19 protein-coding genes are annotated in these 26,388 nt (G+C 72.7%); 7 read left to right on the forward strand and 12 right to left on the reverse strand.

Annotated elements, in window-relative coordinates:
• Positions 1 to 2: 2 nt before the first annotated feature.
• The 11 genes from OG842_RS04665 to OG842_RS04715 all read right to left on the reverse strand — a co-directional run bounded on the left by OG842_RS04665 (position 3) and on the right by OG842_RS04715 (position 14,020).
• Positions 3 to 2,078, reverse strand: coding sequence for an AAA family ATPase (locus OG842_RS04665; protein ID WP_266727684.1), 2,076 nt, complete (start codon positions 2,076 to 2,078; stop codon positions 3 to 5).
• Positions 2,075 to 3,547 (reverse strand): hypothetical protein, encoded by a 1,473-nt coding sequence (locus tag OG842_RS04670; RefSeq protein ID WP_266727685.1) that lies wholly within the window; start codon positions 3,545 to 3,547, stop codon positions 2,075 to 2,077. Before OG842_RS04670 ends, OG842_RS04665 begins: the two co-directional genes overlap by 4 nt.
• The gene (locus tag OG842_RS04675) at positions 3,544 to 4,194 is read right to left on the reverse strand and encodes a 4Fe-4S single cluster domain-containing protein (RefSeq protein WP_266727687.1); all 651 of its coding nucleotides are present in this window, start codon (positions 4,192 to 4,194) and stop codon (positions 3,544 to 3,546) included. The genes OG842_RS04670 and OG842_RS04675 overlap by 4 nt, the downstream gene beginning before the upstream one ends.
• Positions 4,182 to 5,255 carry a protein kinase domain-containing protein gene (locus tag OG842_RS04680; RefSeq protein ID WP_266733428.1) on the reverse strand — a complete coding sequence of 358 codons (1,074 nt, stop codon included), beginning with the start codon at positions 5,253 to 5,255 and terminating at the stop codon, positions 4,182 to 4,184. The genes OG842_RS04675 and OG842_RS04680 overlap by 13 nt, the downstream gene beginning before the upstream one ends.
• Positions 5,256 to 5,257: 2 nt before the next feature.
• Complete coding sequence (locus OG842_RS04685) at positions 5,258 to 6,076, reverse strand: protein phosphatase 2C domain-containing protein (protein ID WP_266727689.1); 819 nt, start codon at positions 6,074 to 6,076, stop codon at positions 5,258 to 5,260.
• Positions 6,073 to 6,843 (reverse strand): vWA domain-containing protein, encoded by a 771-nt coding sequence (locus OG842_RS04690; RefSeq protein WP_266727691.1) that lies wholly within the window; start codon positions 6,841 to 6,843, stop codon positions 6,073 to 6,075. Before OG842_RS04690 ends, OG842_RS04685 begins: the two co-directional genes overlap by 4 nt.
• A gap of 356 nt (positions 6,844 to 7,199) precedes the next feature.
• Positions 7,200 to 8,330, reverse strand: a complete 1,131-nt coding sequence (locus OG842_RS04695; RefSeq protein WP_266727695.1) for a macro domain-containing protein — start codon at positions 8,328 to 8,330, stop codon at positions 7,200 to 7,202.
• Positions 8,331 to 8,392: 62 nt separating this feature from the next.
• Positions 8,393 to 9,079, reverse strand: a complete 687-nt coding sequence (locus OG842_RS04700) for an RES family NAD+ phosphorylase (protein ID WP_266727697.1) — start codon at positions 9,077 to 9,079, stop codon at positions 8,393 to 8,395.
• Positions 9,076 to 9,900, reverse strand: a complete 825-nt coding sequence (locus OG842_RS04705; protein WP_266727699.1) for a hypothetical protein — start codon at positions 9,898 to 9,900, stop codon at positions 9,076 to 9,078. Before OG842_RS04705 ends, OG842_RS04700 begins: the two co-directional genes overlap by 4 nt.
• Entirely contained in the window at positions 9,897 to 13,361 is a 3,465-nt protein-coding gene (locus tag OG842_RS04710) for a CHAT domain-containing protein (protein ID WP_266727701.1), read from the reverse strand. Before OG842_RS04710 ends, OG842_RS04705 begins: the two co-directional genes overlap by 4 nt.
• Before the next feature lie 53 nt (positions 13,362 to 13,414).
• Positions 13,415 to 14,020: a hypothetical protein gene (locus OG842_RS04715; RefSeq protein WP_266727703.1), complete on the reverse strand. Its 606-nt coding sequence runs from the start codon at positions 14,018 to 14,020 to the stop codon at positions 13,415 to 13,417.
• Positions 14,021 to 14,190: 170 nt separating this feature from the next.
• Between OG842_RS04715 and OG842_RS04720 the strand changes: the two genes are divergently transcribed.
• The 5 genes from OG842_RS04720 to OG842_RS04740 all read left to right on the forward strand — a co-directional run bounded on the left by OG842_RS04720 (position 14,191) and on the right by OG842_RS04740 (position 22,830).
• Positions 14,191 to 17,541 carry a CHAT domain-containing protein gene (locus OG842_RS04720; RefSeq protein WP_266727704.1) on the forward strand — a complete coding sequence of 1,117 codons (3,351 nt, stop codon included), beginning with the start codon at positions 14,191 to 14,193 and terminating at the stop codon, positions 17,539 to 17,541.
• Between the two features lie 217 nt (positions 17,542 to 17,758).
• The gene (locus OG842_RS04725) at positions 17,759 to 19,267 is read left to right on the forward strand and encodes a carotenoid oxygenase family protein (RefSeq protein WP_266727706.1); all 1,509 of its coding nucleotides are present in this window, start codon (positions 17,759 to 17,761) and stop codon (positions 19,265 to 19,267) included.
• Between the two features lie 162 nt (positions 19,268 to 19,429).
• Positions 19,430 to 19,996 (forward strand): GNAT family N-acetyltransferase, encoded by a 567-nt coding sequence (locus OG842_RS04730; RefSeq protein WP_266727708.1) that lies wholly within the window; start codon positions 19,430 to 19,432, stop codon positions 19,994 to 19,996.
• Between the two features lie 241 nt (positions 19,997 to 20,237).
• The gene (locus OG842_RS04735) at positions 20,238 to 21,152 is read left to right on the forward strand and encodes an AurF N-oxygenase family protein (RefSeq protein ID WP_266727710.1); all 915 of its coding nucleotides are present in this window, start codon (positions 20,238 to 20,240) and stop codon (positions 21,150 to 21,152) included.
• Between the two features lie 28 nt (positions 21,153 to 21,180).
• On the forward strand, positions 21,181 to 22,830 hold the full coding sequence (locus OG842_RS04740; protein WP_266727711.1) for an FAD-dependent oxidoreductase: 1,650 nt from the start codon (positions 21,181 to 21,183) through the stop codon (positions 22,828 to 22,830).
• Between the two features lie 71 nt (positions 22,831 to 22,901).
• On the opposite strand, the gene OG842_RS04745 is transcribed toward OG842_RS04740, so the two are convergent.
• A complete protein-coding gene (locus tag OG842_RS04745; protein ID WP_266727713.1) occupies positions 22,902 to 23,429 on the reverse strand; it encodes a DoxX family protein in 528 nt (175 codons plus the stop codon).
• Between the two features lie 246 nt (positions 23,430 to 23,675).
• Between OG842_RS04745 and OG842_RS04750 the strand changes: the two genes are divergently transcribed.
• Positions 23,676 to 25,691 (forward strand): NADPH-dependent 2,4-dienoyl-CoA reductase, encoded by a 2,016-nt coding sequence (locus OG842_RS04750; RefSeq protein WP_266727715.1) that lies wholly within the window; start codon positions 23,676 to 23,678, stop codon positions 25,689 to 25,691.
• Between the two features lie 108 nt (positions 25,692 to 25,799).
• Positions 25,800 to 26,339 (forward strand): PadR family transcriptional regulator, encoded by a 540-nt coding sequence (locus tag OG842_RS04755; RefSeq protein ID WP_266727717.1) that lies wholly within the window; start codon positions 25,800 to 25,802, stop codon positions 26,337 to 26,339.
• The last annotated feature ends 49 nt before the right edge of the window (positions 26,340 to 26,388 follow it).

Consider the following 26,388-nt stretch of genomic DNA (forward strand, 5'->3'; position numbering starts at 1 on the left):
GTTCACCCGCTCCCTTCGGCCACGAACGGCTCCGTGCCGTCGACGGTGACGCGCGCCGTGCCGTCGGTCCCGATGCCGACCCGGATCCGTGAACCCGGCTCCGGACGGTGCGCCAGCAGATGGCCGACGACGGCCGACCGCACCAGCTCCAGTTCGTTGCGGATCTGCCGGCCGCCGTACGCCTGGTGCTCGGGGTCCGCCATCCGCTCCGTGATCCACGGGCGCAAGGTGTCCAGGTCGGACACCAGCTCCACGCGGTGCCGTTCGCGGACCGACTCGGCGAGCTGGCGCAACAGCCGGTCGGCGATCCGGACGACGTGCTCACGGCGCAGCATGTCGAAGACGACGACGCCCGGCTTGAGCCGACCGTAGATCTCCGGTCTGCCGATCTGCCGGAACTTCTCCTCCACGGCCCGGGTGAAGTGCGCTTCCAGCTGGGCGTACGAGAGCTCCTCGCGCTCCTCCAGCAGGTCCCGGAGCTGCTCCGCCCCCGTGTTGGAGGTGAAGATGATCAGGCACTGGGAGAAGTACGCCGTCTGGCCGCGCCCGTCGGTGAGCCGGCCGTCCTCCAGGATCTGGAGGAACTTGTCCAGCACCTTGGGGTGGGCCTTCTCGATCTCGTCGAAGAGCAGCACGCTGAACGGCCGTTCCAGCACCCTACGGGTCAGCTCGCCGCCCTGCTCGTGGCCGATGTATCCGGGCGGCGCGCCGGCCAGCCGCTCGGCGGCGTGCTCCTGTTGGTACTCGCTCATGTCGAAGCGGGCATAGGCACTCTCGTCACCGAACATCAACTCGGCCACGGACTTGGCGAGTTCGGTCTTGCCAACGCCGGTGGGCCCCACGAAGAAGAAGGCGCCCCGGGGGCGGGCGGTCCCCGAACTCCCGAAGTCGACGCCCACGAAGGCGGACTGGAGGGCCGATGCCACGGCGTCGACGGCCTTTGACTGGCCGACCACCCGGGTACCGAGGACGTCGGCGGCCCGTGCGACGGTGTCCCGGTCGAGCTGGGTCCACGGGTCGACGCTGACGTTGAGCCGGTGCAGTTCCAGCAGCTTGTCCGGCTTCTGCAAGGGTGCGTTGCGCAGCCAGGACGTCCGGGCCAGCGACTCGATGTCCCACCCCGTCATCCCGTCGGTTGCCCCCACGAGTGCTTCGAGGTCGGCCCGCGAGGAGTCCTGCGCCCCGTTGAAGCCCTGGCGCAGCCAGGTGAGCCACAGTCGTCGCTCGCTCGGGTCCGGCGGGCCGATGTGCAGGGCGGCGATCCTCGGGTCCTCCAGGTGGAACCAGCCGGGCAGCCGCCCGACATCTCCCACCGCGCACAGCACCGCGTTGCGCGCGTGCGGGGCCGGTCCGGCGGCGGGGCGCGGGGTCACGGCGTCCGTCATCGCGGCGCGCAGCCTGAGATAGCCCAGGAGCGATTCGGGCCGGCCGGGCGGGAGATGGTGGTCGACGTCCTCGAAGACGAAGGCGGTGGCCGCGTCGGGCGAGGCCGCCAGACGGTGCACCGTGGCGACGACGTCCTCGAAGGTGCGCGGCCGGCCCGAACGGCGCGGCGCCAACAGGCGTTCTCGGCCGCGGTCCCGTTCGCCTCCGCGTCGGGAGCGGGCCGCGCCGTCCGAAGAGCCGTCCCCGGCCTCCTCACGGTACGGCGGCCCGCCCTCCGCACCTCCGGCCGGCGCCTCGGACACCCCGTCGGGAGCATCCGCCCGCTCCGGCGGGCGCCCGTCGCGCAGCCGGTCGAAGCGCTCCGCGTGGCCCGGCAGCGGAAACGTGAGCCCGGCCACCGGGTCCCACCAGCCGACGACTTCGGCCCCGCGGGTCTCCAGCAGGCCGGCGACCACCGAGCGGAAGGAGGCCGGCCGGTCCGCGAACCACCAGCGGTCCCTGATCTGCCCGTCCAGGATCACCTGCCGCCCGCGCCGCAGCTCCCAGCCGAGGGACACCGCCCACAGCGGCATCATGGCATCCGCGGCGGTCGGCTGTCCCTCCCCGGCATGCCCGTTCCGGTGGCCCTCCTGCGGGGTGTGCTCCGTGCCGCCGACGCCGTTCTGCCGCTTCGCCCGGTCGACCGTACTCATCGGGTCCGCACCTGCTCCTCCTCGCCCGGCCGCCGCTTGGCCTGCCGCCCCGGCGGCTTCCCCTGCCAGGCGAGTCGGCCGGGAACGAAGCCGTCCCGTTCGACGATCGCCTCGTGCACCCGCTCCAGGAGGTCCTCGGTGCGGTCGCACACCGCGCCGTCCGGTTCCGGGCGCAGGACGACATCCGGCTCGCCGTCGACGTGGTAGACGAGGACGGGGGTGCCCTCGCCGTCCTCGGTGACCGTGGTCTCGTACGTGGCACCGCTCGGACGCTCGAAGCTGAGCAGCAGGCGTCCGTCCCGTTCCGCGCCGCCGGTGAAGGCGAAGCCCTCGCCGATCATGGCGTCCTGGAGCGCCTCAGCGAGATCCATCCGGCGCGTATAGGCCAACTGGGCTTCGTCCAGCTGGGATTCGGCGCTGACGAGCAGCCCCTCAAGGGCGGCTACGGCCGTCAGGGCGGCCGCCCCCGCACCGGCCGCGAGGGGAGCCGTGACGGCGGTCAGTGCCGCCTCGATCCGCTCGGCGAGTTCGGGTTCGGCAAGCTCCCGGGCCTCGGCCACCGCCTCCTGCACGGCCTGCCGCACAACACCGAGCCGGTCCGCCGCCTCGGCGATCTGCTCCGCGAGACGCTCCTGTTCCGCGTCCCGCGCCGCCTGCCGTGCCGCCTCCTGCGCAACGGCGCGCTCCTCCGCCTGCCGCTGGGTCTCCCGGGCCCGCTCCGCCTCGCGGAGCGCTTCGGCGGCCCGTTCCCCGGCGGTCGCGGCATGCCTGGCGAGCGCGTGCTCGACGGTGCCCAGCAAGGCCTGGAAGCGGGTCTCCCCGCCGGGCCCGGTCGCGGCGCGCAGCTCGCCGACCAGGCCGACGCACTGCTGGTACCCCTGCGGATCCCGGTCCCGGGCTTCCGGTCCGATCCCGGCAAGCCGGCTCTCGAACCCTGCCAGGACGGTTCCGTGGTCGGCGCCCCGGCCCGACTCCCGCGCCTCCCCCACGAGCAGGACGATCCGCCCGCGCAGCTCCTCGATCGCGCCGCCGAGGCCGTCGGCCGCCCCACCGGGGTGCCCACCGGGGATTCCGGCGCGGTCGACGCGGCCCTGGAGCAGGTCCAGCCGCTGTCGCAGGGCCTGCGCCTCGAGGCCGTCCGTCCGGACCTGGTCGAGGAGCTCCCGCACCTCGGCCAGCCGGCGCCCGTCGGCTCCGGCCTGGTCCCGGAGCAACCGGGCGGCATGGTCCTGCTGTCGTACGGCCCGCCGGTTCGCCAGCTCGGTCTCCCTGCGCTCGGCCTCGGCCCTGGCCCGTTCCCGGCGCGCCGCCGCCTCCTTCGCCCGTACTGCGGCGCGCTCGGCCCGTTCCCTGGCGCGCTGCGCCTCCAGCCGCCGGCGCGCCGTCTCCCGGGCGCGGCGCCGTTGCGCCTCGAGTCGCGCGTAGGCCGGCGCGACCGTTACGGTGCTGTACTTCGGTGATCCGCTCATGCTTCCCTCCGTTCCTCGGTACGCAGGACGAAGCCCCGCTCCGCGAGTCGTTCCTCAAGTCCCTCCCGGAATCCGGGAGTCGGCGGTACTCCCGCCCAGGACACCGATCCGTCTGCCTCCACGGACATTTCCACGCCCGCGCTGGAGTCGGGCTCGGCTCCCACGTGCGCGTAACGGCCGGTGAGCGCAATGACGCGCTGGTTGGACGAGCCGCGCCAGCGCAGTCCGTGCCGCCGGGACGCGACGTACGGGCCGTCGACGAGGAGGTCGAGACGCCGGAGCAGCGCGCGCCGGTCCGGGCCGCCCCGGAGCAGGGCCTCGTGCCGGAATCCGGAGTAGGCCATCGCGCTGAAGCCGGGGCGCCGCTCCCGTACGGCGTCGAGCAGCTCCGCGAGCCCGGCCGCCTGGCTGAACGGCTCGCCGCCGGAGAGGGTGACGCCCTCGATGCCGGGCAACCCGTCGAGCCAGTCGGCGAGTTCGGCCACGGTGTGGACGGTTCCCCCTTCGAACGGCAGCGTCTCCGACGCCACGCAGCCACGGCAGCGAAGGGGGCAGCCCTGCACCCAGATCACGGCTCGCGTGCCCGGTCCGAGGACGGTGCAGCGGTCGAGTCTCCTCGCCACCGAGAGCCGGGTCACCTCTGCCATACGGTGTTCCTCTCCGGGCCTTCCGGGCTTTCCTGGCCTGCCCGGTAGCACTCCGCACCGCGGTCGGCCAGGTCGCACCAGGGGCACCAGGGCCGCTCCGCCGTGTACACGTGCAGGGTGTTCCGTCGGCAGGACCGCAGCTTCGCCGGCTCCGCTTCGGCCGCCAGCGCCTCGGCCCAGGCCGAGGCATGCGGCCGCACCCCGCCGAACGCGGCCCGGAAGAGGCCGGTGAGGCGCCGGGGCAGCAGGTCGGCAGGCGGCGCGGAGCGGGGAAGGGCCACCGAGGTCCGGTCGAGCAGGCGGCACCGGCCGTGCAGGACGTTGTCGTCGTACGACAGGTAGTCGCCGCCGGTCGCGGGGTGCCCGGCGAAGGGGTGGAGCCCGCACATCAGCAGCTGATGGACCAGGACGGCGAGGACGAAGTCGTCGGACGCCCGGTCCGGTGCGGTGCCGGCCGGCGCGCCGATCCGCTCGGGCGCCGTGTGCCCCGGGCTGCCCATCCGCCCGGGGAACACCTCGCCGCCGTCCGTGAACTGCCAGGAGTCCACGTCCGCGATCCCTACCCGGCCGTGCGCGTCGACCCAGAGGTTGTCCGGCTTCAGGTCGCCCACCACATAGCCCTCGGCATGCAGATTCGCGAGGAGACGGGCGAGCGAGAGGGCGGCGGCGAGTGCCGTGGCCCAGGTCGCCCCGGGAAGGTGCGCCCGCCGGGCCCGGGGGGTCAGCAGGTGCGCGAACGGCTGGTGGGCGTGGCGCATGTCGGTCATCAGGTATCCGTCCACCCCGTCGGCTCCCGGGCCGCCGGCGCGGACCCCGGCCATCGGCCAGGCGACGGGCACGGGCGTCGCGGACAACAGCCGGACGGTACGCGGCTCGCGGCGCTGGCGTACCAGCCGGGCGATGCGGCGCCGGTACGCGGCCGGGTCCGGCGGGTCGGGGACGAGTTTGGCCACCAGGGGGCGCGCGTCGTCGACGGCGTAGACGACTCCTTCCGACCCGCTGCCGATCCGCCGCGTGAGGCGCCATGTGTGCCCGCTGCCGGACACCAGCGTGAGGGTCATCGTCACTCGCCGTCCGTCAGGGCACAGAGCACGGTCAGATCGTCACCGGTCCGTGCCGCCTCGGGTCCGGAGAGCAGCGCCCGCAGCGGGGCGGCGTCACCGCCGTTGGCGCGGAGCGTCGCGGCCAGCCCGCAGAAGAACCGCTCGGCGGGCAACGGACCGGCCTCCACCGGCAGTTCCCGCACCGAAGGGTGGTCGAGCGTCAGGGGCGCACAGCCGTCGGTGGCGAGGACGACTCCGCTGAGCCGCGGCTCCCACACCACGAAGGACCGCAGGCGCAGCGCGGCCCCGGGCGCCGAGAGGAAGACCGTCTCCGGCGCGCCGGGAGCGGGCGGCGGCAGGACCAGATGGCACCGCTCGCGCACCCCGGGAGCCGGCCCGGTCCCCTCGGGCTCCCGGGTCAGCACCGTCCCGAAGCAGTCACCCACCGAGAGGAAAGCCGCCCAGGGCGGCCGTACGACCGCCGCGGCCAGCGTGGCGGCCAGCGCGCCGGCGTCCACCGGCCCGGACGGGCCTGCCGCCGACAGCACCCCCTCGATCGTCCGCTGATGCTCCAGGATCACCGCGGCGCCCGCCGCGGCGATCCACCCCGTCCACGTCTCCGGGGCGTCGCCCGCCTCCGGGATGTCCGCGGCCAGCATCCGGCAGGCGGTGTCGACGGCGAGGTGCGCCCCGAGCGCGCTGCGCTCCCGGCTGCCGGCGCCGTCCGCGACGGCGAGCACGGCCGTCGCCCCCAGGTCGACCGCCTTGAAGGCGTCCTGGCAGCCCTGCCCGCGGGCGAGGTGGGCCGCTCCCTGGACGGCGGCCCCCGCCACGATCACTGGTACCTCTCCTCAAGGAGCCGCAGGCGCCTCTGCCGGTCCATGAGGTCGGCCACCTGACCATGGATCTCGTCGGCGGCCTGGACCGCCCCGATCCGGTCCGAGCTCTGGAAGAGAAGGTCGAGGATCTGTCCGAAGTCCAGACCCTCCAGCATCAGCGCGCCCGTGGGGGCGAGAACCCGCAGGAGCTCCAGATCGGCGCCGCGCACACCGATCGCCTGGAGCACGCATTCGCCCCGCTCCTCGCCTCGGCGCACCTTCTCCGCCGTACCGGCCAGGACCTCCGGGGCGACCGGCTCCCCGTCCGCATCGCTCGGCGCGCCGTCCGTCAGCACCCACAGGAACGGCCTGCGCGCCTGGACCTGCCGTGCCTGCAGCTCCCGGTGGCGCTCCCGGGCCAGGTCGAGCGCCGTCTCGACGGCCTCCGTCATCCGGGTGAGTCCGGATGCCGTCAGCCGGGGCGGGCGCATCCGGTCCACCGGCACGAACAGCCGGTCCGGCGCGGCTTCCTCGACCGGCACCAGCCGTTCCCTGTCCGGATCGAAGACCAGGACCCGGGAGTCGAAGGTGATCAGACACACCTCCACCCGCGCCTGCAGCCTCGGCTCCGCCCGTACCCCGTCGAACCAGCGGGCCAGGGCCTCGCTGAGCTCGTCGATCCGAGGGCTCCCGGCCGGACGCCCCATCGAGGCCGAGGTGTCGAGGAGCAGGACGACCGGCTGCCGTTCGTCGTAGCCCTGTGCCAGTCCGAAGTCGTACTCACTCATCTCCGCGCGCTCCGCTCTTGTCCGCCCCGGCCGCCGCACGAGCGACGAGCCGGCGCCGCGATGCGTCGAACCACACGACGACCTCCGTGCCCGGCGCCATACCCGGGGAGTCCGGGAGCACGCGCAGCAGCACACCTTCGACCAGGACGTACGCGTCGGGAGCCGGCCATGTGACGATGCGGCCCGGTGCCCCATGACCCCACCTTTCCATCCCACCACTCATGCGCACACACCAGATGACACAACGTCAACTATTGGTGTGACGACAGAGATTACCCACACGAAGATCCCCCGTTCCCCAGTGCGCCGCCGCGTGCGCCGCCCCGCGCACCGGTGCGCCCTTCCATTCCACCGGATCAGCCGGTCGGCCTCCGGTCGTACGCCGGGCGGATTCCGGCCGGAATTCGCTCGACGAGCGCCGCCGCCTCGGCGGTGCGCACCACGAAGTGGACGTCCCAGCGCGCACCGCGCGCCAACTCCGCCTCAATGGCTGCCCACATGGCGTTCAGGCTGACGTTGTACGGCAGTCCGCCGCGGCCCGAACCGAGCAGCGGGAAACACACCGAACGCAGCGGTGGCGCATGGTGCTCGTGCTCCTCGGCGAGCACCGCGAGGACCTGGGACACCGCCCGGGTGACGTCGGCGGGCAGCACGTCGTAGTCGTTGGTCCCGGCCCGGGGAACGGCGATCGCCGCGTGGTATATGCGCCGTACTCCCTGCGCGGCCAGGGCCCCCGCTCCGGTGGCCGCCACGGTGCCGGTGCGCACCGCACGCCCCGAAGTGCCGTGCCGCTCGGCCCACCTGCGCAGTTCTTCCGGCAGCGGGTCCGCCAGGACCTCGCCGGTCACTCCGTACGCGCCCGCCGCCCGCCGCAGCGACGCGGCGACGGACGACTTGTACGGCTCGGGCAGCGCGAAGTGGACGTTGGACGGCGAGACGACCACGTCCACGTCACGCAGCAGGTCGACGGGGTGCATGTGCACGGTGAGCCGGACCGGGCGGCCGGCGGCCCGTACCTCCACCGTCCGATGTGACTCCGCTGCGCCCGGACCGCCCGCATCCGACCCGTTCACCGCGTCCGTACCCGAGTCCGCTCCGGCCGCTTCCGCCGCCAGCCGCACGATGTGCTCGGCGACCTGGCCGAGAACCATCGTCTCCTGGTCCTTGCGGAACCGCTCGACACTCACCCCGTAGACCGCGGCCGCCCTGGCGCGACGGGAGGACGCCGGCCAGTCCCGCGTCCCCTGGGCCAGGCCCAGGGTGTACTCGGCGGCGGTGCGCAGCGTCCCCGCGTCCAGCCGCCCCACCGCGCTCCGCAGCAACACCTCGACGGGCGCTCCCGGAGCCTGCACGCCGGGCGGGGCGACCGCCTCCGCGGCCGCCTCGATCGCGGGCAGCGCACGTCCCCTCAGCCGGACCAGTCCCGCGCGCCTGACTTCCTTCAACTCGGCCAGAAGTGACGCGTAGTCAGAGTTCGGTGATGCCATGGCCCCACCATGGCATCACCTCTCGCAGGTGGACAAGCCGCGGCCGGTCACCCCGGCGGGAGTCACGGGCGCTCGGGCTCCGACACCTCTGCCCACAACGGGTCGAGGAGCCGGTTCACCTCCTTGAGACCTTCCGAGGAACCGAGATCCGCGATTCCCCGCTCGGGCAGCACTTCCAGGGCCCTGCCGTCGCGGTCGTCGAAGCGATCATGGAAGAGCACGATGGCGGACTCGGGCCGGTTCCGGCGGGACTGCCACTCCAGCCCCATGGCGTCGGGGCTCTGCGCCCTGATCTCGCTCGCCCAGCGCCGTGCCTTCGCGTAGCTCCTCTCGTCGTCGAGGAGGTCGGCATTCTGCTGGACTGCGGCCAGGTCGGCCTCCTTGATCAGCGAGACCACGGTCAGTTCGCGCGTGGTGCGCAGCACGCTGAGCGACCTGCCCTGGACGGTGGCGTAAGGGACCACCCTCCTGCCGCCGTTCCAGGGCACGGAGCGAAGCACACTCTCCGCGACGGCCGTCAAGGCGCAGTCGCCCACGTACAGGCTGTGGTACGGGTCCAGGAAGGTGCCCTCGAAGCGGCCGCCATTGAAATGGATGTCGGCGAGGGTCGGGTTGAACTGATCCGCCCTGTACTTGGACTTGTGCACCCGCCACAGCTCCGTGCCGGCCGGGATCGCCTTGAGACGGGGAACCAGCTTCTCCTTGATCATGGGGAAGAACCTGGTCCCGTGCGGGCAGTCGTTCATCATTCTCCCTCCACGAGGGTGGCGGCCGCGCCGACGAGCTCGTGGTCGGGCAGTCGTCCCAGCAGCGACGCGGGGGACCCGCCCAGCCAGGTGTTGCCGCCCAGCCACCAGGACGCGGCGCCGCGGGGATCGATGTCCGCCAGGAGCAGCCGGTTGACCACGAGGACGACCTCGTGCGGGGTGCCGCCGCCCGCGGGGAACTGGAACTCCGGGTAGCGGTAGCCGTTCGGCGGGTCCGGCAGCCTGATCAGCTCGGGCGGCGGCTTGCCACCACAGCGGGCGGTCGCCTCGGCCACGGTGAGCGCGGGCTCGCGGAGCAGGGGGTCGGCCGAAGGGGCGGGCGTCGGTGTGCCGCTGCCGCCGGGCGCGGGGGTGGATGCCGGGTCGGGCGCCGGGTCCGGGGTCTGGACAGGTGCTGGGTCGGGCGCCGGGTCCGGAGTCGCGGCGGGCGCAGGCTCCGGGGTCTGGGCTGGTGCAGGATCCGGGGTCTGGGCTGGTGCGGGCTCCGGGGCCGCCAGCAGATCGACCAGCGCCAGCGCTTCCGTCACGGTCGTCGGCCCGGGGGGCGCCGCCACCAGCCGCACCCCTTCCAGCGCGATGCGCACCGGATGGTCGAACGGCAGCGGCCGCAGCGCCAGCCGGACGCCCTGGAGCGCCCTGCGGACCGCTCTGTCGTCGGCCGGCGGCGCCCCGGCGAGTGCGCTCAGGCGGCTGAGCAGCAGCGCGTACTGCTCGTCGTCGAGCGCCGCGCGGATGGTGCCCTGGTGCTCGCGGATCAGGGCGAGCAACGGTTCCGCGGACGGTCCGCGGCCCTCCTCGTTCATGCTGTCCCTTCTGCTGTGTTCGTCGTGCTCGGGCCGGGATGACCCTGATGGACGAAGGCGGCCCAGAGCGCGGGGCGGTCGTGTCCCGGTCGGCGCATCTCCCTGAGCAGGTCGCCCTGGAGGGAGCCCGGATCCTCGCGGTGGGGGTCGAGCATCCACACCTGCGCGGCCCTCAGGGCGTCAACGGGGCTGAGCCCGTCGACGACGAGGCGGTGGTGGAACACGGCCATCAACAGCGCCGACGCGCTGTCCTGGGCCAGCCACCGCGATCCCACGACGTCCCGCGCCCCGGCGGCGACGAACGCCGCGGTGAGGGTCAGGGCCTCGTCGTGATCCCGCTTGCTGAGATCGGTCTGACAGGCACTCAGGACGACCAACGGCCCGTCCCCCGAGTTCTGTTGGTGCTCGCGATCGAGCAGTCGGGTGATCGTCAGCCGACTCGGCCCGCCCTCGTCGGATTCGAGGTCCAGGGCCGAGACCGTGGGCCGGGTGCCCGCCGTTCCGTGCGAGGCCACGTGCAGCACGGAGGTGCCGTCGGCGAGGAACCCGAGGACTGCGTCCGGCGTTCCGCGCTCCATCTCCTCCGGTTCCCTGTCGTAGAGCGTGCCGTACAGCCGGGCGTGCGGATAGAACGCGTCCCGCAGGGCGGAAACCTCGGTGTCCGCGTAGTCGAGGCTCATCATCGGGTCGGCGACCAGCACGGGGGCCTCCGCCGGGTCCCTCGGCGCCCGTCCCACCGCCCGCAGGAACTGTCCTCCGGACGCCGAGTAGCTGATGACCGCCACCTGGCAGAGGCGCTCGTGGGCCGCTTCCGCCGGCAGGCGCGCGGCGTGCCACGGGACGATGCCCAGGCGCCCGCAGGGCACGAGGACGACGCGGAGCGGCCGGTCCTCCCACTGGTCGTCGGCCGCCGCCAGGCGCTTCTCGATCCCGCCGAGTACCGGGCCGAGGGCCGGGAAGGCCCAGTCGCACAAGGCGTCGAGAGCCTCCTCCCATGCCTGGACGACGAAATCGTCCTTTGGGCTGAGGTCTCGTGCCGCCGCCGCGTCGACGTACCGCGCCAGCGGGCCGCCCTTCACGTCGGAGAGCTGTGGCAGGGCGCCGGCGCCGAATCCGAGCTCCGGACCCACCGCGATCACCAGGCCCGGTCCCTCCTCGTCGCCGGACACCAGGTAGAGGAGTACGTCCGCTCCTGCCTCGGCGATCCCGTCCGCTAGTTCGGCCGCCGTGGGCGTGCCCGGCAGTCCGCCCTCGCGACGGTGACCGAGGGCGTCGAGGGCCTGGCGGCGCAGCGAACTCGGCAGCAGGCCCGGAACCTCGCCCGCGTCGCCGGGACCGTGACCAGCGGCGGCCGCCCGCCAGGACTCGGCGAGATCGTGGCGTCCGGCCGCCTCCAGGAGTTCGGGCACGGCCGGCGAGGTGGAGGCCGCCTGCAGGACCAGGGCCCGCCCCAACTCCAGGGCGGCGACGGCCTCGTGCAGTTTTCCGTACGAGGCCGCCATCCGGGCAGCTCGTACGCCTCTGCTGGCCCCGGTACGGGCGGCCAGCAGCCCGTGCTCGGCGCCTGCCTGGAGGAGGACGTCGGCGGCGAGCGCCATCAGCGCCTCCTCGGCGGCGTCCAGGGCGCGCGTGTCCGCCGGGTCGGGCGCGTCCTTCCCGAGGAGACTGCGCATGTGGTACGCCTCGGCCAGGTGCCACAGCGCGTCGGCGGCGATCCGGGGCGCCCTGTTCGCGCGTACGCCGTCCCGGAGGCGTTCGAGTTCGTCGATCAGGGCGTCGAGCACGGCCGGATCCCGGTCGCGGCCGAAGCGCGCGCCCAGGGCGAGCGTGGAGGCGTAGAGGTCCTCCATCGAGGCGTCCGGGGGCGGGGAGACGTGTTCCGGGGCCGCCGTCGCCTCACCGGTGAGGGCGTCGCGGATCAGGCCGAAGTTCTCCATCCACGGCACGGGCAGTTCGCCGGCGAACGGCAGCCCGCTCTCCTTGGCGCCGGTGGCACCCTTCTCCATGTGCGGCAGGGCCCGCAGGAGCGCCTCCTTGTCGCGGGTCACGATGCCGAGCGAGGCGTGGACCGAACCGAGTGCCCCCTCGACCGCGAAGCGGAGCGGATCGGTGTCGGAGACGGCCGCGCTCAGGGCTTCGGCCTCGGCCAGGAGTTTTCGGAGGGCGTCGGTGTCCTCGGTCTCCTTCGCCGCCATCGCCCTGGAGCTGAGGTCCAGCGCGCGGGCCAGGACGGTGGGGTCGCCCACTCCCTTCGGCAGCGATCCGGCGATTCCCTCCAGGTGGCCGAGGATCGTGTCCATGTGAGCGCGGCCGGCCGACACGTCCTGATAGGTGCCGCCCACGGCCGGGCTGATGCCGAGGAGCAGCGTCCGCAGGCTCTCCATGGTCGGCGTCGGGTCCACACCCGGCAGGGGCACGTCCTGCACGGAACGCAGCCTGCGGAGGAGCCGGTCGAGCGCCTGGGGATCACCGCTGCGCAGGAGGGGGTCAAGGCCCTCGGCCGTCGCATTGACGGCGTCCAGCGCGGCAGCCATGTGGCGGACGTCATCGAGAGTGATCGCCGGCCCGGGCTTCGGGGCGGCGGCGGTCGGCTCCGGGCCGGTGACCGGTTCCGGACCGGGCCTCTGAGTCGGCTCGGGCTCGGTGACCGGCTCCGGACCGGACCGCGGAATCGGCTCCGACCCGTTGACCGGCTCCGGACCGGACCGCGGAATCGGCTCCGGCTCGGTGACCGGTTCCGCGTCGGGAGTCGTCGGCCCGTGCCCCTTCTGTTCGCCTCCGAAGCCCCCGGCGGCCTTGAAGATCCGGTCCATCATCTCGCGCGCTTGATCCGCGAACGGTGAATCGGCCGGCATCATCCCCGCCAGCAGATCGGAGAGCCCCTGTGCCGACGGCACCGAGAAGGTCCCTCGCGCCTGGCGCAGCGGATCCAGGAGCTCCGGAGGCAGTGGGAGTTCCACCACGTCGGCCATCAGCGTGTCGAGCTCCGTGGCCGCGGCCATCATGCCGGTGGGCCCAGCCCGCGTGAGCCAGTCGAGAAAGACGGAGAGGTCGGGAGTGGCACCGAACCCCGCCTGCGGTCGGATCGGCGAGAGGTGGCTCATCAGGAACAGTGCCGCCCACCGCCGGTCCTCCTCGGACACCGCAGCTCCCAGCGGCGCCGTACGGTCCCGGGCCTCCCGGAGGAGTCTCTCGGCCAGGTCCCGGTCCGTGTCCGTGCCTCCGCCGGCCGCGTGCCGCAGGGTCAGCGCACCGGCCAGCCACACGGTCACCGAGCCCCGCAGGCCCTCGTCGTGGTCGAGCAACCGGCTGAGCTGGTCGAGTTCGGCGACCGACGCCTCGTGCGCCTGCGGCGACAGCGACCCCGCCCCCAGGCCGGGGAGCTGCCCCTTGACCCGCCCCACCGCGTCCGACACCCAGGCGCGCAGGCCCTGGACGCCGCCGTTCCCCTCCCCGCTCACCGGCATCCCGCCTCTCCGGGCCACCGCCGGCCCTCCACAGTCCTCAACTGACCTCAACCGTCCCCACTATGCCGATCCGTCCCGGGCGCCGCCGGGACTTGCCCAGCTTCTCCCCGACCACGACCGGAGTCCGACCGGGAGACACCCAGATCGGCCCGCATCTCCCGCCGCATCTCCCGCAGTCGGGCCCACAGGACCTCGATGCCCTCCTGCGCCGCGATCGCCGAGTCGCCCGGCCGCGGCAGGCCCTCGTCCAGGCGCCGGACCATGCCGTAGACCGCCCCCAGACCGTGGCTGACGGCGCCCGCGTGGTCGAGCACCCGCTCCGGCAGCCGCATCTGCGCCTCCGCGTACACCTCCCGGTGCTGGTCGCGCGCATCGGTGAGCCGCTGTCGTACGGACGGCAGCCCCGCTTCACGGTCCAGCGCGTGCAACTGGTCGGTGAGCGCGGCCAGATAGTGTCGCCCGGAGCTGTTGAGCGCCACGTAGCACGACCACCGTTCCTGCACCTCGGCGCGCCGGTCCCGCACCTCCTCGGCCCGGTCCTGCTCACGCTGTCTGCTGCGGTCGGCCGCCCGTTGGGTCAGCAGCGCGGACATCAGTGTGCCGATGACGCCCACGACGGCCACCAGCAGAGCGGTCAGCACTCCGATGTCCACGCTGCTTCCCCTTCGTTCCCCCGTACAGACAGCGAAGCAGCGGACGGCGTGCCGGGTGAAGGGCCGGCCCGGAGATCACCCACGGTTCGCCCTGTTGCCGACCAGCGGAGCCGGGAAGAGTGGGGAAGACAGCGGCAAGGAGCCGGACTGCGACGGACGGGCGGGGAGACATGGTTGGTGACGAGGAGAGCGGGGGGATCCGGGCGCTGCGAACCTGGGCCGCCGAGGCGACCGAGCGGGCTGCGCGGCTGATCGGGCGGGGAGGGGAGAGCGACCCGGTGTCCGCCGAGGAGTCCGAGGGCCTGGTTGCCGAACTCTCCCAGCTGCGTGGCCTGCTGGACCACGACCGGGAACTGCTCGGCAGGGTCACGCTGGTCCTCGGCGGCCTGCTCGCCACGCGTCATGCCACCGGGTACGGCACACCGGACGACCCGGAACATGCCCGGCGCCTGCTCGACGAGGTGCGGGACCGTACGACGGCCGTCGGCGAGCGGATGACGGACGAGGGCAGGCAGTGGGCGGCGATGTTCCTGCTGCTCACAACGGGGCAGGCCGGGGCGGCGGGCCGGGGTCGCCCGGTCGGGCAGCCCCAGGACTTCTGGCCCGTGTTCGACCGGTCCATGGCCGCGGGACAAGGCGGGGCCACTGCCGAGGCGGAGCGGATCGCTGCACTCGTCGCCGAGACCCGGGGGATGCCGGTGCCCCCGGAACTCCGGGAGGAGTTGCGGCGGATGCAGGACCTCGTGTCGTACGCGGCACAGACCGATCTCTCCGACCCCGGGACGCTGCTGGCCATGCTGCCCCCCGATCTGCCGTTCGGTGGTCAGCTGCGGACCCTGCTGGGCCTGCTGGCCTCCGCACCCGAGCCGCCCGTCCCGCCGGGCCCCGAGACGGAGCCGGATCCGCGGCCGGAGGCGAAGGACGAGGCTGGCACCGCCGTCACAGGAGCGTGGCTCGCCTCCTTGCTGGGCGTGCGGGAAGCCATGAGCACCGGCGATCCGGAAGCTCTCAGCCGGCTGCTGCAGCGGCTGGGTGGGGAGCATGACCGCCTGCCGGCAGAACATCATCGGAGTGCCGAGATCCAGAACCTGATGCGCATGGTGCTCCAGTTGGCGGGACCCCTCGGAGGCAGCCGCGTGGACAGCGGCGAGGCACACCGCCACCAGGAGTCGATCGTCGAGTTCTTCGAGCAGTGGACGGCCGGTGATCCTGGAGCGGCCGACCTCGATGTCGCCGTGCGCACGATGGATCTGTTCGGCAGAGTGCTGGCGGCGGAGGACGGGGAGAACGAGGAGGAGTGCCGGCGGCTGGCGGGCGAACTGGACGCACTCGAACGTTCCACGGCCGCCGGGCACCCCTTCCGGTGGATGGTGGAAGTGGCCCATGGCACCGCACTCACCTCGCTCGGTGACCTCACCGGCGACACCGGGATGACCGTGCGCGGCCTGGCGCAGAAGGAGGCGGCCCTCGCGGCCGCGCCCCTGGCGGACCTCGGAATTCCCGAGGCGGAGATCCGTATGGTCCGCGAGGCGCTCCAGGCCTCGCGGGCTGTGCTGGGTCAGCACCCGGACCTCATGCCCGAACCCGTGCCGCCGGGCCCGGACGCGTCGACGGGTACTCGCTACCTCGCCGCGCTCACGGCAACCCTCCGGCACTCCACCACCGACGACCCCGCGGACCTGGACGCCGCCATCGACGCGCTGGAACAGGTCCGCGGCGATGTCCGGCGGGGCCGGTCGCCGCAGATCGCCGCCCCTGCCCTGTGGCAGCTCGCGGAGAACTACCGTCGCCGGCTGGGCCGTACCCGGGACCCTGCGGACCGGGACGCGGCCACGGACGCGGCGCTTGAATCCCTCCGGGCGCTCGCCGGTGACGTCGTCCTCCAGGTCGGCCCCGACCACGGCCTGCTGGCCGCCCGTTCCGGCGCCGACCGCGGGTTGCGGGCCGCCCGATGGGCCGCCTCGCAGGGCCGGGTCGAGGAAGCGGTGGCCGCACTGGAACTGGGCCGGGCCCTGGTACTGCAAGCGGCGTCCACCTCACGGGCCGTACCCGACCTGCTGGAGCAACTCGGCCACCACGACCTCGCGGAGGAATGGCGGTCGGCTGCCCACGGAGGGGACGGGGGCGGCGCCGGACCCGATGAGGCGCCCGGCGCGCTCCCCAGGGAACTGCCCAGCTCCCTGCGGCGCCACGCCCTCGAAGCCCTGGGCCACCGGGACCCGGACGGCGTCCTCTTCCGTACCCCCACGGTCGAGGAGCTCAGGGCCGGGGTGGCCGAGGGCGACGCGGACGCGCTGGTCTACCTGCTCACGGGCGAGGACACCGAGCCGGGCATGGCGGTGGTGGTGGGCCCTGACACCGGTACCGGCGTACGGGCCCTGCCTCTCCTGTCCGGTGCGCGGAGCGGCCCGCTGGAGCGGTATCTGGACGCCGCGACCGAGTACCAGAAGCAGCCCGGCGTTCCCGCGGCCGCGCAGGCGTGGGAGCACGCGCTGTCCGAGCTCTGCGACTGGGCGACGGAGGCGGTGATCCTCCCGGTCATGAGCGGCGTCGCGGAGCGGCTCGCCGCGAATGAGAACCGGCGCAGGGACCGTCCCGGCCCGCCCCGGATCGTGCTGGTGCCCTGCGGGCGCCTCGGCATCGTGCCCTGGCACGCGGCCCGCCTGCCCGCCGGGGCGCCGCGCGACTACGTCTGCCAGGTCATGGTGATCAGCTACGCGGCCTCCGGCCGCCAGTTCCTGGACACGGTCCGGCGGGCACGGCGGGCCCCCGCCTCCGCTCCCGTCCTGATGGCCGACCCCACCATGACCCTGCCGTACGTGGAGCTGGAGGTGGCGGCACTTCAGCAGTCCCTGTATCCGCAGGCGCGTCTGTACGGGGAGTTCTACGAACCGCCCGTCGAACCCGAGGCGTCCGGCACTCCGGGCGACCTCCTCGAAGCCCTCGCCCACGGCCCGTCCCTGCTCCACGTGGCGTGCCACGGATCGGCGGGCACCAACCCGACCACGTCCGCGCTGCTCCTGGCGCCCGAGGAGGACGGGCAGGAGGAACATCGGAGCACCGGCCTGCTGACCGTCTCGCGGTTGCTCGACCGTCCGAGGGGCGAACAGCGCGCCGCCGACGGGCCGTTGGTCGTGCTCAGTGCTTGCGAGACCGACCTGAGCAAGCGCGACCACGACGAGGCGCTCACCTTGACGACCGCCTTCGTGGCAAGCGGTGCGCGGGACGTGGTGGGATCCCGTTGGGCCACCCAGGACTCGGCCGCGGCGCTGATGATGGCCGTGTTCCACCACTACCTGGCCATCGAGGGAAGGAGCCCCGTGGACGCGCTGAGGGCCGCGCAGATGTGGATGCTCGACCCGGATCGTGAAAACCCGGGGTCGCTCAGCGCCGACCTGCTCGACGAACTGGCGCGCCGACCGGAGCTCCACCGTCCGGCGGCCTGGGCCGCCTTCATCCACCAGGGCCATCCGGGGCCGTCCCCGCGGTGCACCTGTCGTGCCGCTGCCCCGAGCGCCTGATCCGCCTGCGTGCCGTGGCGCTGCCCACGTCTCAGGCGTCGGCTCCGCGGTCCGGCGGCGACGGCCGGCCCGGGCGTCGTGGGCCCGGTCGGGGGTGTTGCCGGCAACACCCCCGACCGGGGCCCCAGGCCGACCGACCGGACGCCGGTCGCGCAGCAGACTCGTTCCCAGCACCGGCGAGGACCCGCCGGGCACGGGTCACGGACGGGGAAGAACGATGAGCGGTCACACACGCCGAAGGATCCTCCGGGGAGCGGCACTCGCGGCGGCCGGCAGCGCCGTCGGAGGCTACGGTCTCGGCCACTACGCCGCTCCGGCGCAGGCCGCCACCCGCGGCACGGCTTCCGAAGGCCCCGGGTCGACCCCGTTCCTGGAGGGCGCCTTCGCTCCGGTCACCGAGGAACTCACCGCGTTCGGACTCGAAGTGACCGGCCGGGTCCCGCACGACCTGGACGGCCGTTACCTGCGTACCGGACCCGACGCGCTGGGCATCGAGGACCCGCGGGCCCACCACTGGATGCTCGGCGACGGCATGGTCCACGGGGTGCGGCTGCGCGGCGGGCGCGCCGAGTGGTACCGCAACCGTTGGGTGCGCTCCTCTCAGGTGGCGCGGAAGCTGGGCGAGCCGTATCCGGGCGAGGTGCCGCCGGACGACTTCGCCTGCAACACCCACGTCGTCCCGTACAAGGGGCGCATCCTGGCCCTCCAGGAGAGCGGGCCGCTGCCGTACGAACTGGACGGCGAGCTGAACACGCTGCGCCCGTACGACTTCCGCTCCACGCTGGAGGGCGCGTTCACCGCGCACACCAAGTACGACGCGGCGGCGGACGAACTGCACGCGGTGGCGTACTACCCGACCTGGGACCACGTTCGGCACATCGTGATCGACCGGACCGGCCGGGTGGCAAGGACCCACAGGATCCCGGTCGCGGACGCGCCGATGATGCACGACTTCGCCCTGACCGGGAAGTACGTGGTGATCGTCGATGTGCCGATCACGTTCGACACGGCAGCCGCCGAGGCGGGCGCACCCGTGCCCTACGTGTGGAACGCGAAGCACCCGATGCGGTTGGGGGTGATGCCGCGGAGCGGTGGCACCACCCGCTGGTTCGAGATCGATCCGGTGTACTACTCGCACACGCTCAACGCCTACGACCAGGGCGACACCATCGTCATGGAGCTCACCACCATGCCCGCTCCGTTCTACGCCGCGGGCCGCGGCAACGGCGGCCCCTCCACGACCGGCACACCCGTGCTCGACCGCTGGACCATCGACCTGCGTGCGGGCCGTGTCCGCAGTACCCGCATCGACGACCTGCCGCAGGAGTTCCCGCGCGTCAACGAGTCCCTGGTGTCGCGGCGGCACCGCTTCGCGTACACGGCGAGCGCGGCGGAGATGTGGCGCGCCTACGAGACGGTCGACGGGGCGCCGCCGGACGACAAGTTCACCAACTGTTTGGTGAAACACGACATGCTGCGCGGCAGCCGGCAGGTGCACCGCTTCCCGAACGGCGCGGCGGCCGGCGAGCCGGTGTTCGTGCCGCGTCGCGGGGCACGTGACGAGGACGACGGTTACCTCCTCTCCTACGTGCACGACCCGGATCACGGCGCGAGCGACCTGGTGATCCTCTCCGCGCAGGACTTCACCGCCCGTCCCCTGGCCCGCGTCCACCTGCCGGGACGGGTACCGCTCGGCTTCCATGGGAGCTGGGTGCCGGACGCGTGAGGGGGGTTTCCCCGCACGGGCGCCAACAGGCTTTCCCCGTAACGGAGTCGAACGAAGCAGGATCCTCGGGCCGAACCGATGCGCCGTGCCTCCCGCCCCTAGTCTTGCTCGTTCGAAGAGCATGGCCATCAGTGCCTGCGGTCGGCTGAGGGGATGGAAGTCATGAGCGACATGTGGACCGGTGAGAAGGTGCGTCTGCGCGGCGTCGAGCCCGGGGACTGGGAGGGCTTCCGGTCCCTGGCACGGGACACCGTCGACGTCCGCAACGCCGGTCTGGTCGAGCCGCCCCGCTCCGATGAGAGCTTCCGGGCCTGGACGGCCGACCGTGCTGCCCGGGCTCCTGGCGGTGTGGCGTTCCGGCTGGTGATCGAGACGCTGGCCGACCGCACGTTCTCGGGGTCCGTGACGGTCGGTGAGACGGACACACGTGCCGGACGGTTCAGGACCGGGATCGAGATCGCCCGTGATCACCGTGGTCGAGGCCACGCGACCGAGGCCACCGAACTGCTCCTCACGTATATGTTCGCCGAGCAGCGTCACAACAAGTGCGAGGTCGAGGTCCATGCGTTCAACGACGCCTCGCTCGCCCTCTACCGCAAGCTCGGCTTCATGGAGGAGGGACGGCTGCGGCAGCACGAGTTCTTCGCGGGCAGTCACCACGACGTCGTGCTGCTCGGCATCACCGCCGACGAATACTGGGCCACGCACCGGCGTCCCGCCGTGCGCTGAACATCGAACCGCCGTCTCACCCGCTGTCCGGCCTGTCCCGCCGGTGATCGATCGAGCGGATTCGGCACGGGGGGTAGGCCCGCACGGCACTCTTGCTATACGTTCCGTCTAACAGCTTGCTAGACGCTACGTCTAACAAGCGATGGAGGCGCTCGGCAACCACGCACCCATAGAGCGGATACGGGGTGGGGTCAAGGCCGGCCCGGCGTCGAGTCGAGCTGTCGAATCGAGGAGCCGCACCATGGCAAGCAGCACCCTTCGGCCGGAGGACCAGGACCGGCTCGACGAGCAGGACGTCGCCCGGCGGCTGCTCGACTCGTCGGCGAAGCTGTCGTACGACCCCGTCACCGAGGTGGACTGGGACACCCCGCTGGACAAGGACTTCCACGGTGCGAGCCCCGAGTGGAGCACGCTCTACGGCACGGCGTACTGGAACGAGCTGACCGATGCCCAGCGCAAGGAGCTGACGCGGCAGGAGGCCGCGTCGGTGGCCAGCACCGGCATCTGGTTCGAGATGATCCTGCAGCAGATGGTGCTGCGAGACATCTACACGACGGACGCGACCGACCCGCGGTTCCAGTGGGCGCTCACGGAAATAGCCGACGAGTGCCGGCACTCCATCATGTTCGCCCGCGGGGCGGCGAAGCTGGGCGCCCCCGCCTACCGGCCGCGCCGTGCGGTGGTGGAGCTCGGCCGGGCGTTCAAGACGCTCGCGTTCGGCGAGGCCGCGTACGCCGCGATCCTGGTCGCCGAGGAAGTGCTCGACGTCATGCAGCGGGACTGGATGCGGGACGAACGGGTCGCGCCGTTCGTGCGGACCATCAACAACATCCATGTCGTTGAGGAATCACGGCACATGAAGTTCGCCCGCGACGAGACCCGCAAGCGGCTGCGGAACGCGGGCCCGCTGCGCCGGCAGCTCAACGCGTTCGTGATCGCGGTCGCGTCCTACTTCATCGTCACCAGCATGGTGAACCGGCAGGTGTACGAGAACGCCGGACTCGACACCCGGCGAGCCGTCGCCGAGGCCGGGGCGAACGAGCACCACAAGTCCCTTATGCGGTCCAGCTGTTCGGGACTCATGGAGTTCCTGGCCTCGGCCCGCCTCCTCACCAGGCCCGCGCTGGCTCTGTACAAGCGCGCCAACCTGATCTGATCCGAGCCGAGCGAGCCGAGCTGACGAGATGACCTACGCCATCACCCAGACCTGCTGCAGCGACGCCACGTGCGTCGCAGTGTGCCCCGTCAACTGCATCCATCCGACACCGCAGGAGCGGGCCTTCGGCAGCACGGAGATGCTGTACGTCGACCCGAAGTCCTGTATCGACTGCGGTGCCTGCGCGGACGCCTGTCCGGTCGACGCCATATTCCCGGTGGACAGCCTGCCGGCCGTGCAGGCGGGGTACGCCGCGATCAACGAGGCGTACTTCGCCGGGCAGGAGCCCGATCCGGTCGGCACGGGACCGAACTTCCACCACTGGAGCGCCCCGTCGTTCGAGCGCAGTCTGCCGTCCGACTTCGCACCGATCCGCGTCGCGGTCGTCGGCACCGGCCCGGCCGGGATGTACGCCGCCGAGGATCTCCTCCTGCACACCAACGCCGAGGTGACCCTGGTCGACCGGCTGCCCGTGGCCGGTGGGCTGGTCCGGTACGGCGTGGCGCCCGACCACCCCGCGACCAAGAAGGTGGGCGACACCTTCGCGCGCTTCCACGACCACCCGCGGGTACGCATGCACCTGGGGGTCGAGATCGGCAAGGACATCACTGCTCAGGAGCTCGCCGCCCACCACGACGCGGTCGTCTACGCGGTGGGCGCCTCCACCGACCGCCGCATCGGCGTACCGGGCGAGGAACTGCCGGGCAGCATATCGGCGACCTCGTTCGTGGCCTGGTACAACGCCCACCCCGAGGTCGCACCGGACGCCGTCGACCTCTCCTCGGAACGGGTCGTCGTGGTCGGCAACGGCAATGTCGCCCTCGACGTCGCCCGTATCCTCGTCGCGGATCCGTCGGCCCTGGCCGGCACGGACATCGCGGATCACGCGCTCGCCGCGCTGCGCGCCTCGAAGGTGCGCGAGGTGGCGCTGCTCGGCCGGCGGGGCCCGGAGCACGCGGCGTACAGCGCCTCCGAACTGCTCGCCCTCAAGCATCTGCCGGGCGTGGAACTGGTGGTCGACGACCACGATCCGCGAACCGGCGCGACGATCGACGGCGCGGCGCCGGACGAGAAGGCCGGCCTGCTGCGGGACGTGACCCGCGAGACGGTGGACTGGTCGCGTACGCCCGGGCCGGGACGGCGCATCGTCCTCCGGTTCCACTCCGCCCCCGTCCAGGTGCTCGGCGACGACGCCGTACGGGCCGTGCGGGTGACGGGAGGTCCGGGCGAGCTGGACATTCCGTCCGGCACACTGCTGCGGGCTGTCGGCTACCGCGGCGCGCCCGTCGCGGGGCTGCCCTTCGACGAGGCGACCGGCACCGTCCCGCACGAGGGCGGCCGGGTGACGGGGATGCCCGGGACGTATGTCGTCGGCTGGATCAAGCGTGGGCCCTCGGGTGGCATCGGGGCCAACCGTGCCTGCGCCGCCGAGACCATCGGCACGCTCCTGGACGATGCCGTGGCCGGCGCCCTGCCCGCACCGTCGCCCGCGCCCAAGGCGTTCCTCCGGCTGGCCCGGAGCCGCAGCCGCCATGTTGTCGACGCCAAGGGGCTGGCCGCCATCGACAGGGCCGAGATCGCGCGTGGCCGCGACGGCGGGCGCCCGCGGGTGAAGTTCGGCACGGTGCCGGAGCTGATCGCGGCGGCGAAGAGCGGCCGCTGGAAACTGCCGGGCTGAAACCCCGAGGTGGCGGGGGACCGGACGACTCCCTCCCTGGGGTGCCGCCCGGTCCCTGTCCTGTCGGGGGGTCAGGTCGCGTCGGGGTCGACCGCGACCCGCCCCTTGGTGCGCCTGCCGACCACGGCCGCCGCCGCGACGGCACTGCCCGCGAAGGCCAGGGCGACCATCCACGGCTGGTTGAAGACGTGCCGGGTCGCATGGTCGACGGAGTAGCGCCCTGGCCCGGTCAGGCCGATCGCCGCGGCGGTGAAGCCGAGGAAGGCTGGGTACTCGTAGCCGCCGCCCTGCGCGAAGAACCCGGCGGGCGCGTGGACGGCCACGGCCCCCGCCATCGCCCCGGCCGCCGCCGCACCGGCCGCCGGGGTGGCGAGCCCGAGGGCCAGCAGCACTCCGCCGCCCGCCTCGCCGAGCCCGGCGGCGACCGCGCTGTGCTTCGGCGGATGGAAACCCATCGCCTCCATCGCTGCGGTCGTTCCTTCGATGCCTCCGCCGCCGAACCAGCCGGCCAGCTTCTGGGCGCCGTGCGCGGCCAGTACCGCGCCGGTGCCGACGCGCAGGACGAGCAGGCCGAGGTCATGCCGGTCGAGGCAGGCCATGGGTGTCTCCGCAGGGGTTCGGGGGTGGAGGTGGGGGCGTGCAGTGGAAGGCATCCGTGTCGATGCCGGCCGGATGCCGCGGTTCCACTTTCCGTGGCGCGGGGCGCCGACGTGTCCCTGTGTTACGCCGTCCGGGGGACGGCGGCCTTAGCACCCATGAGACCCACGCCATTGTGCAACTTGTTGCACAATGGCGTTCCGGTGGTCTACAACTGGCGCAGACGACACTGCGTGAGGAGCCGCCGCATGAGCCCGTACCCGAATCTGCTGAGCCCGCTCGACCTGGGGTTCACCACTCTCCCCAACCGGGTGCTGATGGGCTCGATGCACATCGGTCTCGAAGAGGTCGAGCGCGGCTTCGAGCGGATGGCCGCCTTCTACGCGGAGCGCGCCCGCGGCGGCGTCGGCCTGATGGTCACCGGTGGCATCGCCCCGAACGCCCGGGGCTGCTCCTTCCCAGGCGGGGCGAAGATGACCACCGAGGCGGAGGCCGAGCAGCACGCGCTGGTCACCTCGGCCGTCCACGCGGCGGGCGGACGGATCGCCATGCAGATCCTGCATTTCGGCCGGTACGCGCACCACCCCGATCTGGTGGCTCCGAGCGCGATCCAGGCCCCGATCAGCGCCTTCACCCCGCACGCCCTCGACGACGACGAGGTCGAGGAGACCATCGAGGACTTCGTCAGGGCGGCCGAGCTGGCGCGCCGAGCCGGGTACGACGGGGTCGAGATCATGGGCTCCGAGGGCTACCTGATCAATGAGTTCATCGCCTCCGCCACCAATCACCGCACCGACCGCTGGGGCGGCTCGTACGAGAACCGCATCCGGTTCCCCGTCGAGATCGTGCGCCGTGTCCGCGAGCGGGTCGGCAGCGACTTCATCCTGATCTACCGGCTGTCGATGCTGGACCTGGTGCCGGGCGGTTCCTCGCTGGAGGAGGTCGTGCGGCTCGGCCGCGAGATCGAGGCGGCGGGCGCGACGATCATCAACACCGGGATCGGCTGGCACGAGGCCCGTATCCCCACCATCGCCACCTCGGTGCCGCGCGGCGCCTACACCTGGGTCACGGAGAAGGTCCGCGGAGCCGTCTCCGTACCGCTGGTGACGAGCAACCGCATCAACACTCCCGAGGTCGCCGAGGAGGTCCTCGCCTCGGGGCGCGCCGACATGGTGTCGATGGCCCGGCCGTTCCTCGCCGACCCCGATTTCGTCGCCAAGGCGGCCGCGGACCGCGCCGACGCGATCAACACCTGCATCGGCTGCAACCAGGCCTGCCTGGACCACATCTTCAGCGGCAAGGTCACCTCCTGCCTGGTCAATCCGCGCGCCTGTCACGAGACCGAACTCACCCTGTCGCCGACCCGCACCGTGAAGCGGGTGGCGGTCGTGGGCGCCGGACCCGCCGGTCTCGCGTGCGCCGTCTCGGCGTCCGAACGCGGTCACGAGGTGACGCTGTTCGACGCGGCCGAGGAGATCGGCGGCCAGCTGAACGTGGCGCGCAGGGTCCCCGGCAAGGAGGAGTTCGACGAGACGCTGCGCTACTTCCGTACCCGGCTCCGGGAGGAGAAGGTCGAGCTCCGGCTCGGTACTCGGGTCACGGCCGACGCGCTCGACGGCTTCGACGAGGTCGTCCTTGCCACCGGTGTCACCCCGCGTTCCCCCGGGATCCCGGGCCAGGACCACCCCAGCGTGGTCGGCTACCTCGATGTACTGCGCGACGGGTCGCCCGTCGGCGATCGGGTCGCGATCATCGGGGCGGGCGGCATCGGCTTCGACGTCGCAGCGTTCCTGACCGACTCGGGCGACGTCGCGAGCAGTGACCCCGAGGTGTTCTTCCGGCAGTGGGGCGTCGACACCGAATACCGCGAGCGGGGCGGGCTCCGCGCCCCGGAACGTGCGAAGACGCCCCGGACCGTCCATCTGATCCAGCGCAGGACCGGCAAGGTCGGGGCGGGGCTGGGGAAGACGACCGGCTGGATCCACCGCACCGAGCTGCGCCACCGCGGCGTCACGACGATCGCGGGCGCCGCCTACGACCGGATCGACGACGAGGGCCTGCACCTCACGGTCGGCGGCGAGCAGCATCTCCTGCCGGTCGACACGATCGTGCTCTGCGCTGGTCAGGAGCCGCGCCGTGACCTGTACGAGGAGCTGCTCGCCGCAGGTCGTTCGACGCACCTGATCGGCGGCGCCGATGTAGCCGCCGAACTGGATGCCAAGCGGGCGATCCGCCAGGGCACGGAGCTCGCCGCCTCGCTCTGACGCGCGGACACCGCGGCCTCGTGGACCAGCGCTCGCGCCACGGGGCCACGACATCCACGAGGCCGCTGCCGCGCCGGGCCACGCCCGGCCGTCCATAGGATGCACCCCATGTCACTCCCGCATGCGATCCTCACCGCCCTGCTCGAGAAGCCGTCGTCGGGGCTGGAGCTGACCCGCAGGTTCGACCGGTCGATCGGCTATTTCTGGTCCGCCACGCACCAGCAGATCTACCGGGAACTGGGGAAGCTGGAGCGGGCCGGGCAGATCCGGGCGCTGCCCTCGGAGCAGCCCGCCCGCGGCCAGAAGAAGGAGTACGAGGTGCTGCCGGCCGGCCGCGAGGCGCTCCGCGCCTGGGTGGCCCGCCCCGAGGACCCCAAGCAGGTCCGGGATCCGCTGCTGCTGCGCATGCGGGCGGCGGCGGTCGTCGGGGCCCCCGGGCTGGACGCGGAACTCCGTCGCCACCTGGAGCTGCACCGTCGGCAGCTGGCGGAGTATCTCGAGATCGAGGAGCGGGACTTCCCGCCCGAGCGGAACTCCGAGGAGGACCGGCTGCGGCATCTGGTGCTGCGCGGCGGCATCGATCTGGAGAACTTCTGGATCGGCTGGCTGACGCGTGCACTGGACCAGGAAGAGAGGCCGGGTCCGTAGGTGGGTCGTTTCAGAACGTGACAGTGGGGTGGGCAGATGTCACGTTCCC

The sequence above is a fragment of the Streptomyces sp. NBC_00376 genome, from assembly GCF_036077095.1.
Taxonomy (GTDB): domain Bacteria; phylum Actinomycetota; class Actinomycetes; order Streptomycetales; family Streptomycetaceae; genus Streptomyces.

Excerpts from the sequence above, each read along its gene's own strand:
- OG842_RS04690 (WP_266727691.1), bottom strand. The coding sequence starts at position 6,843 with ATGAGTGAGTACGACTTCGGACTGGCACAGGGCTACGACGAACGGCAG.
- OG842_RS04675 (WP_266727687.1), bottom strand. The coding sequence starts at position 4,194 with ATGGCAGAGGTGACCCGGCTCTCGGTGGCGAGGAGACTCGACCGCTGC.
- OG842_RS04665 (WP_266727684.1), bottom strand. The coding sequence starts at position 2,078 with ATGAGTACGGTCGACCGGGCGAAGCGGCAGAACGGCGTCGGCGGCACG.
- OG842_RS04725 (WP_266727706.1), top strand. The coding sequence starts at position 17,759 with ATGAGCGGTCACACACGCCGAAGGATCCTCCGGGGAGCGGCACTCGCG.
- OG842_RS04700 (WP_266727697.1), bottom strand. The coding sequence starts at position 9,079 with ATGATGAACGACTGCCCGCACGGGACCAGGTTCTTCCCCATGATCAAG.
- OG842_RS04680 (WP_266733428.1), bottom strand. The coding sequence starts at position 5,255 with ATGACCCTCACGCTGGTGTCCGGCAGCGGGCACACATGGCGCCTCACG.
- OG842_RS04695 (WP_266727695.1), bottom strand. The coding sequence starts at position 8,330 with ATGGCATCACCGAACTCTGACTACGCGTCACTTCTGGCCGAGTTGAAG.
- OG842_RS04735 (WP_266727710.1), top strand. The coding sequence starts at position 20,238 with ATGGCAAGCAGCACCCTTCGGCCGGAGGACCAGGACCGGCTCGACGAG.
- OG842_RS04670 (WP_266727685.1), bottom strand. The coding sequence starts at position 3,547 with ATGAGCGGATCACCGAAGTACAGCACCGTAACGGTCGCGCCGGCCTAC.
- OG842_RS04750 (WP_266727715.1), top strand. The coding sequence starts at position 23,676 with ATGAGCCCGTACCCGAATCTGCTGAGCCCGCTCGACCTGGGGTTCACC.
- OG842_RS04740 (WP_266727711.1), top strand. The coding sequence starts at position 21,181 with ATGACCTACGCCATCACCCAGACCTGCTGCAGCGACGCCACGTGCGTC.
- OG842_RS04730 (WP_266727708.1), top strand. The coding sequence starts at position 19,430 with ATGAGCGACATGTGGACCGGTGAGAAGGTGCGTCTGCGCGGCGTCGAG.
- OG842_RS04745 (WP_266727713.1), bottom strand. The coding sequence starts at position 23,429 with ATGGCCTGCCTCGACCGGCATGACCTCGGCCTGCTCGTCCTGCGCGTC.
- OG842_RS04720 (WP_266727704.1), top strand. The coding sequence starts at position 14,191 with ATGGTTGGTGACGAGGAGAGCGGGGGGATCCGGGCGCTGCGAACCTGG.
- OG842_RS04755 (WP_266727717.1), top strand. The coding sequence starts at position 25,800 with ATGTCACTCCCGCATGCGATCCTCACCGCCCTGCTCGAGAAGCCGTCG.
- OG842_RS04705 (WP_266727699.1), bottom strand. The coding sequence starts at position 9,900 with ATGAACGAGGAGGGCCGCGGACCGTCCGCGGAACCGTTGCTCGCCCTG.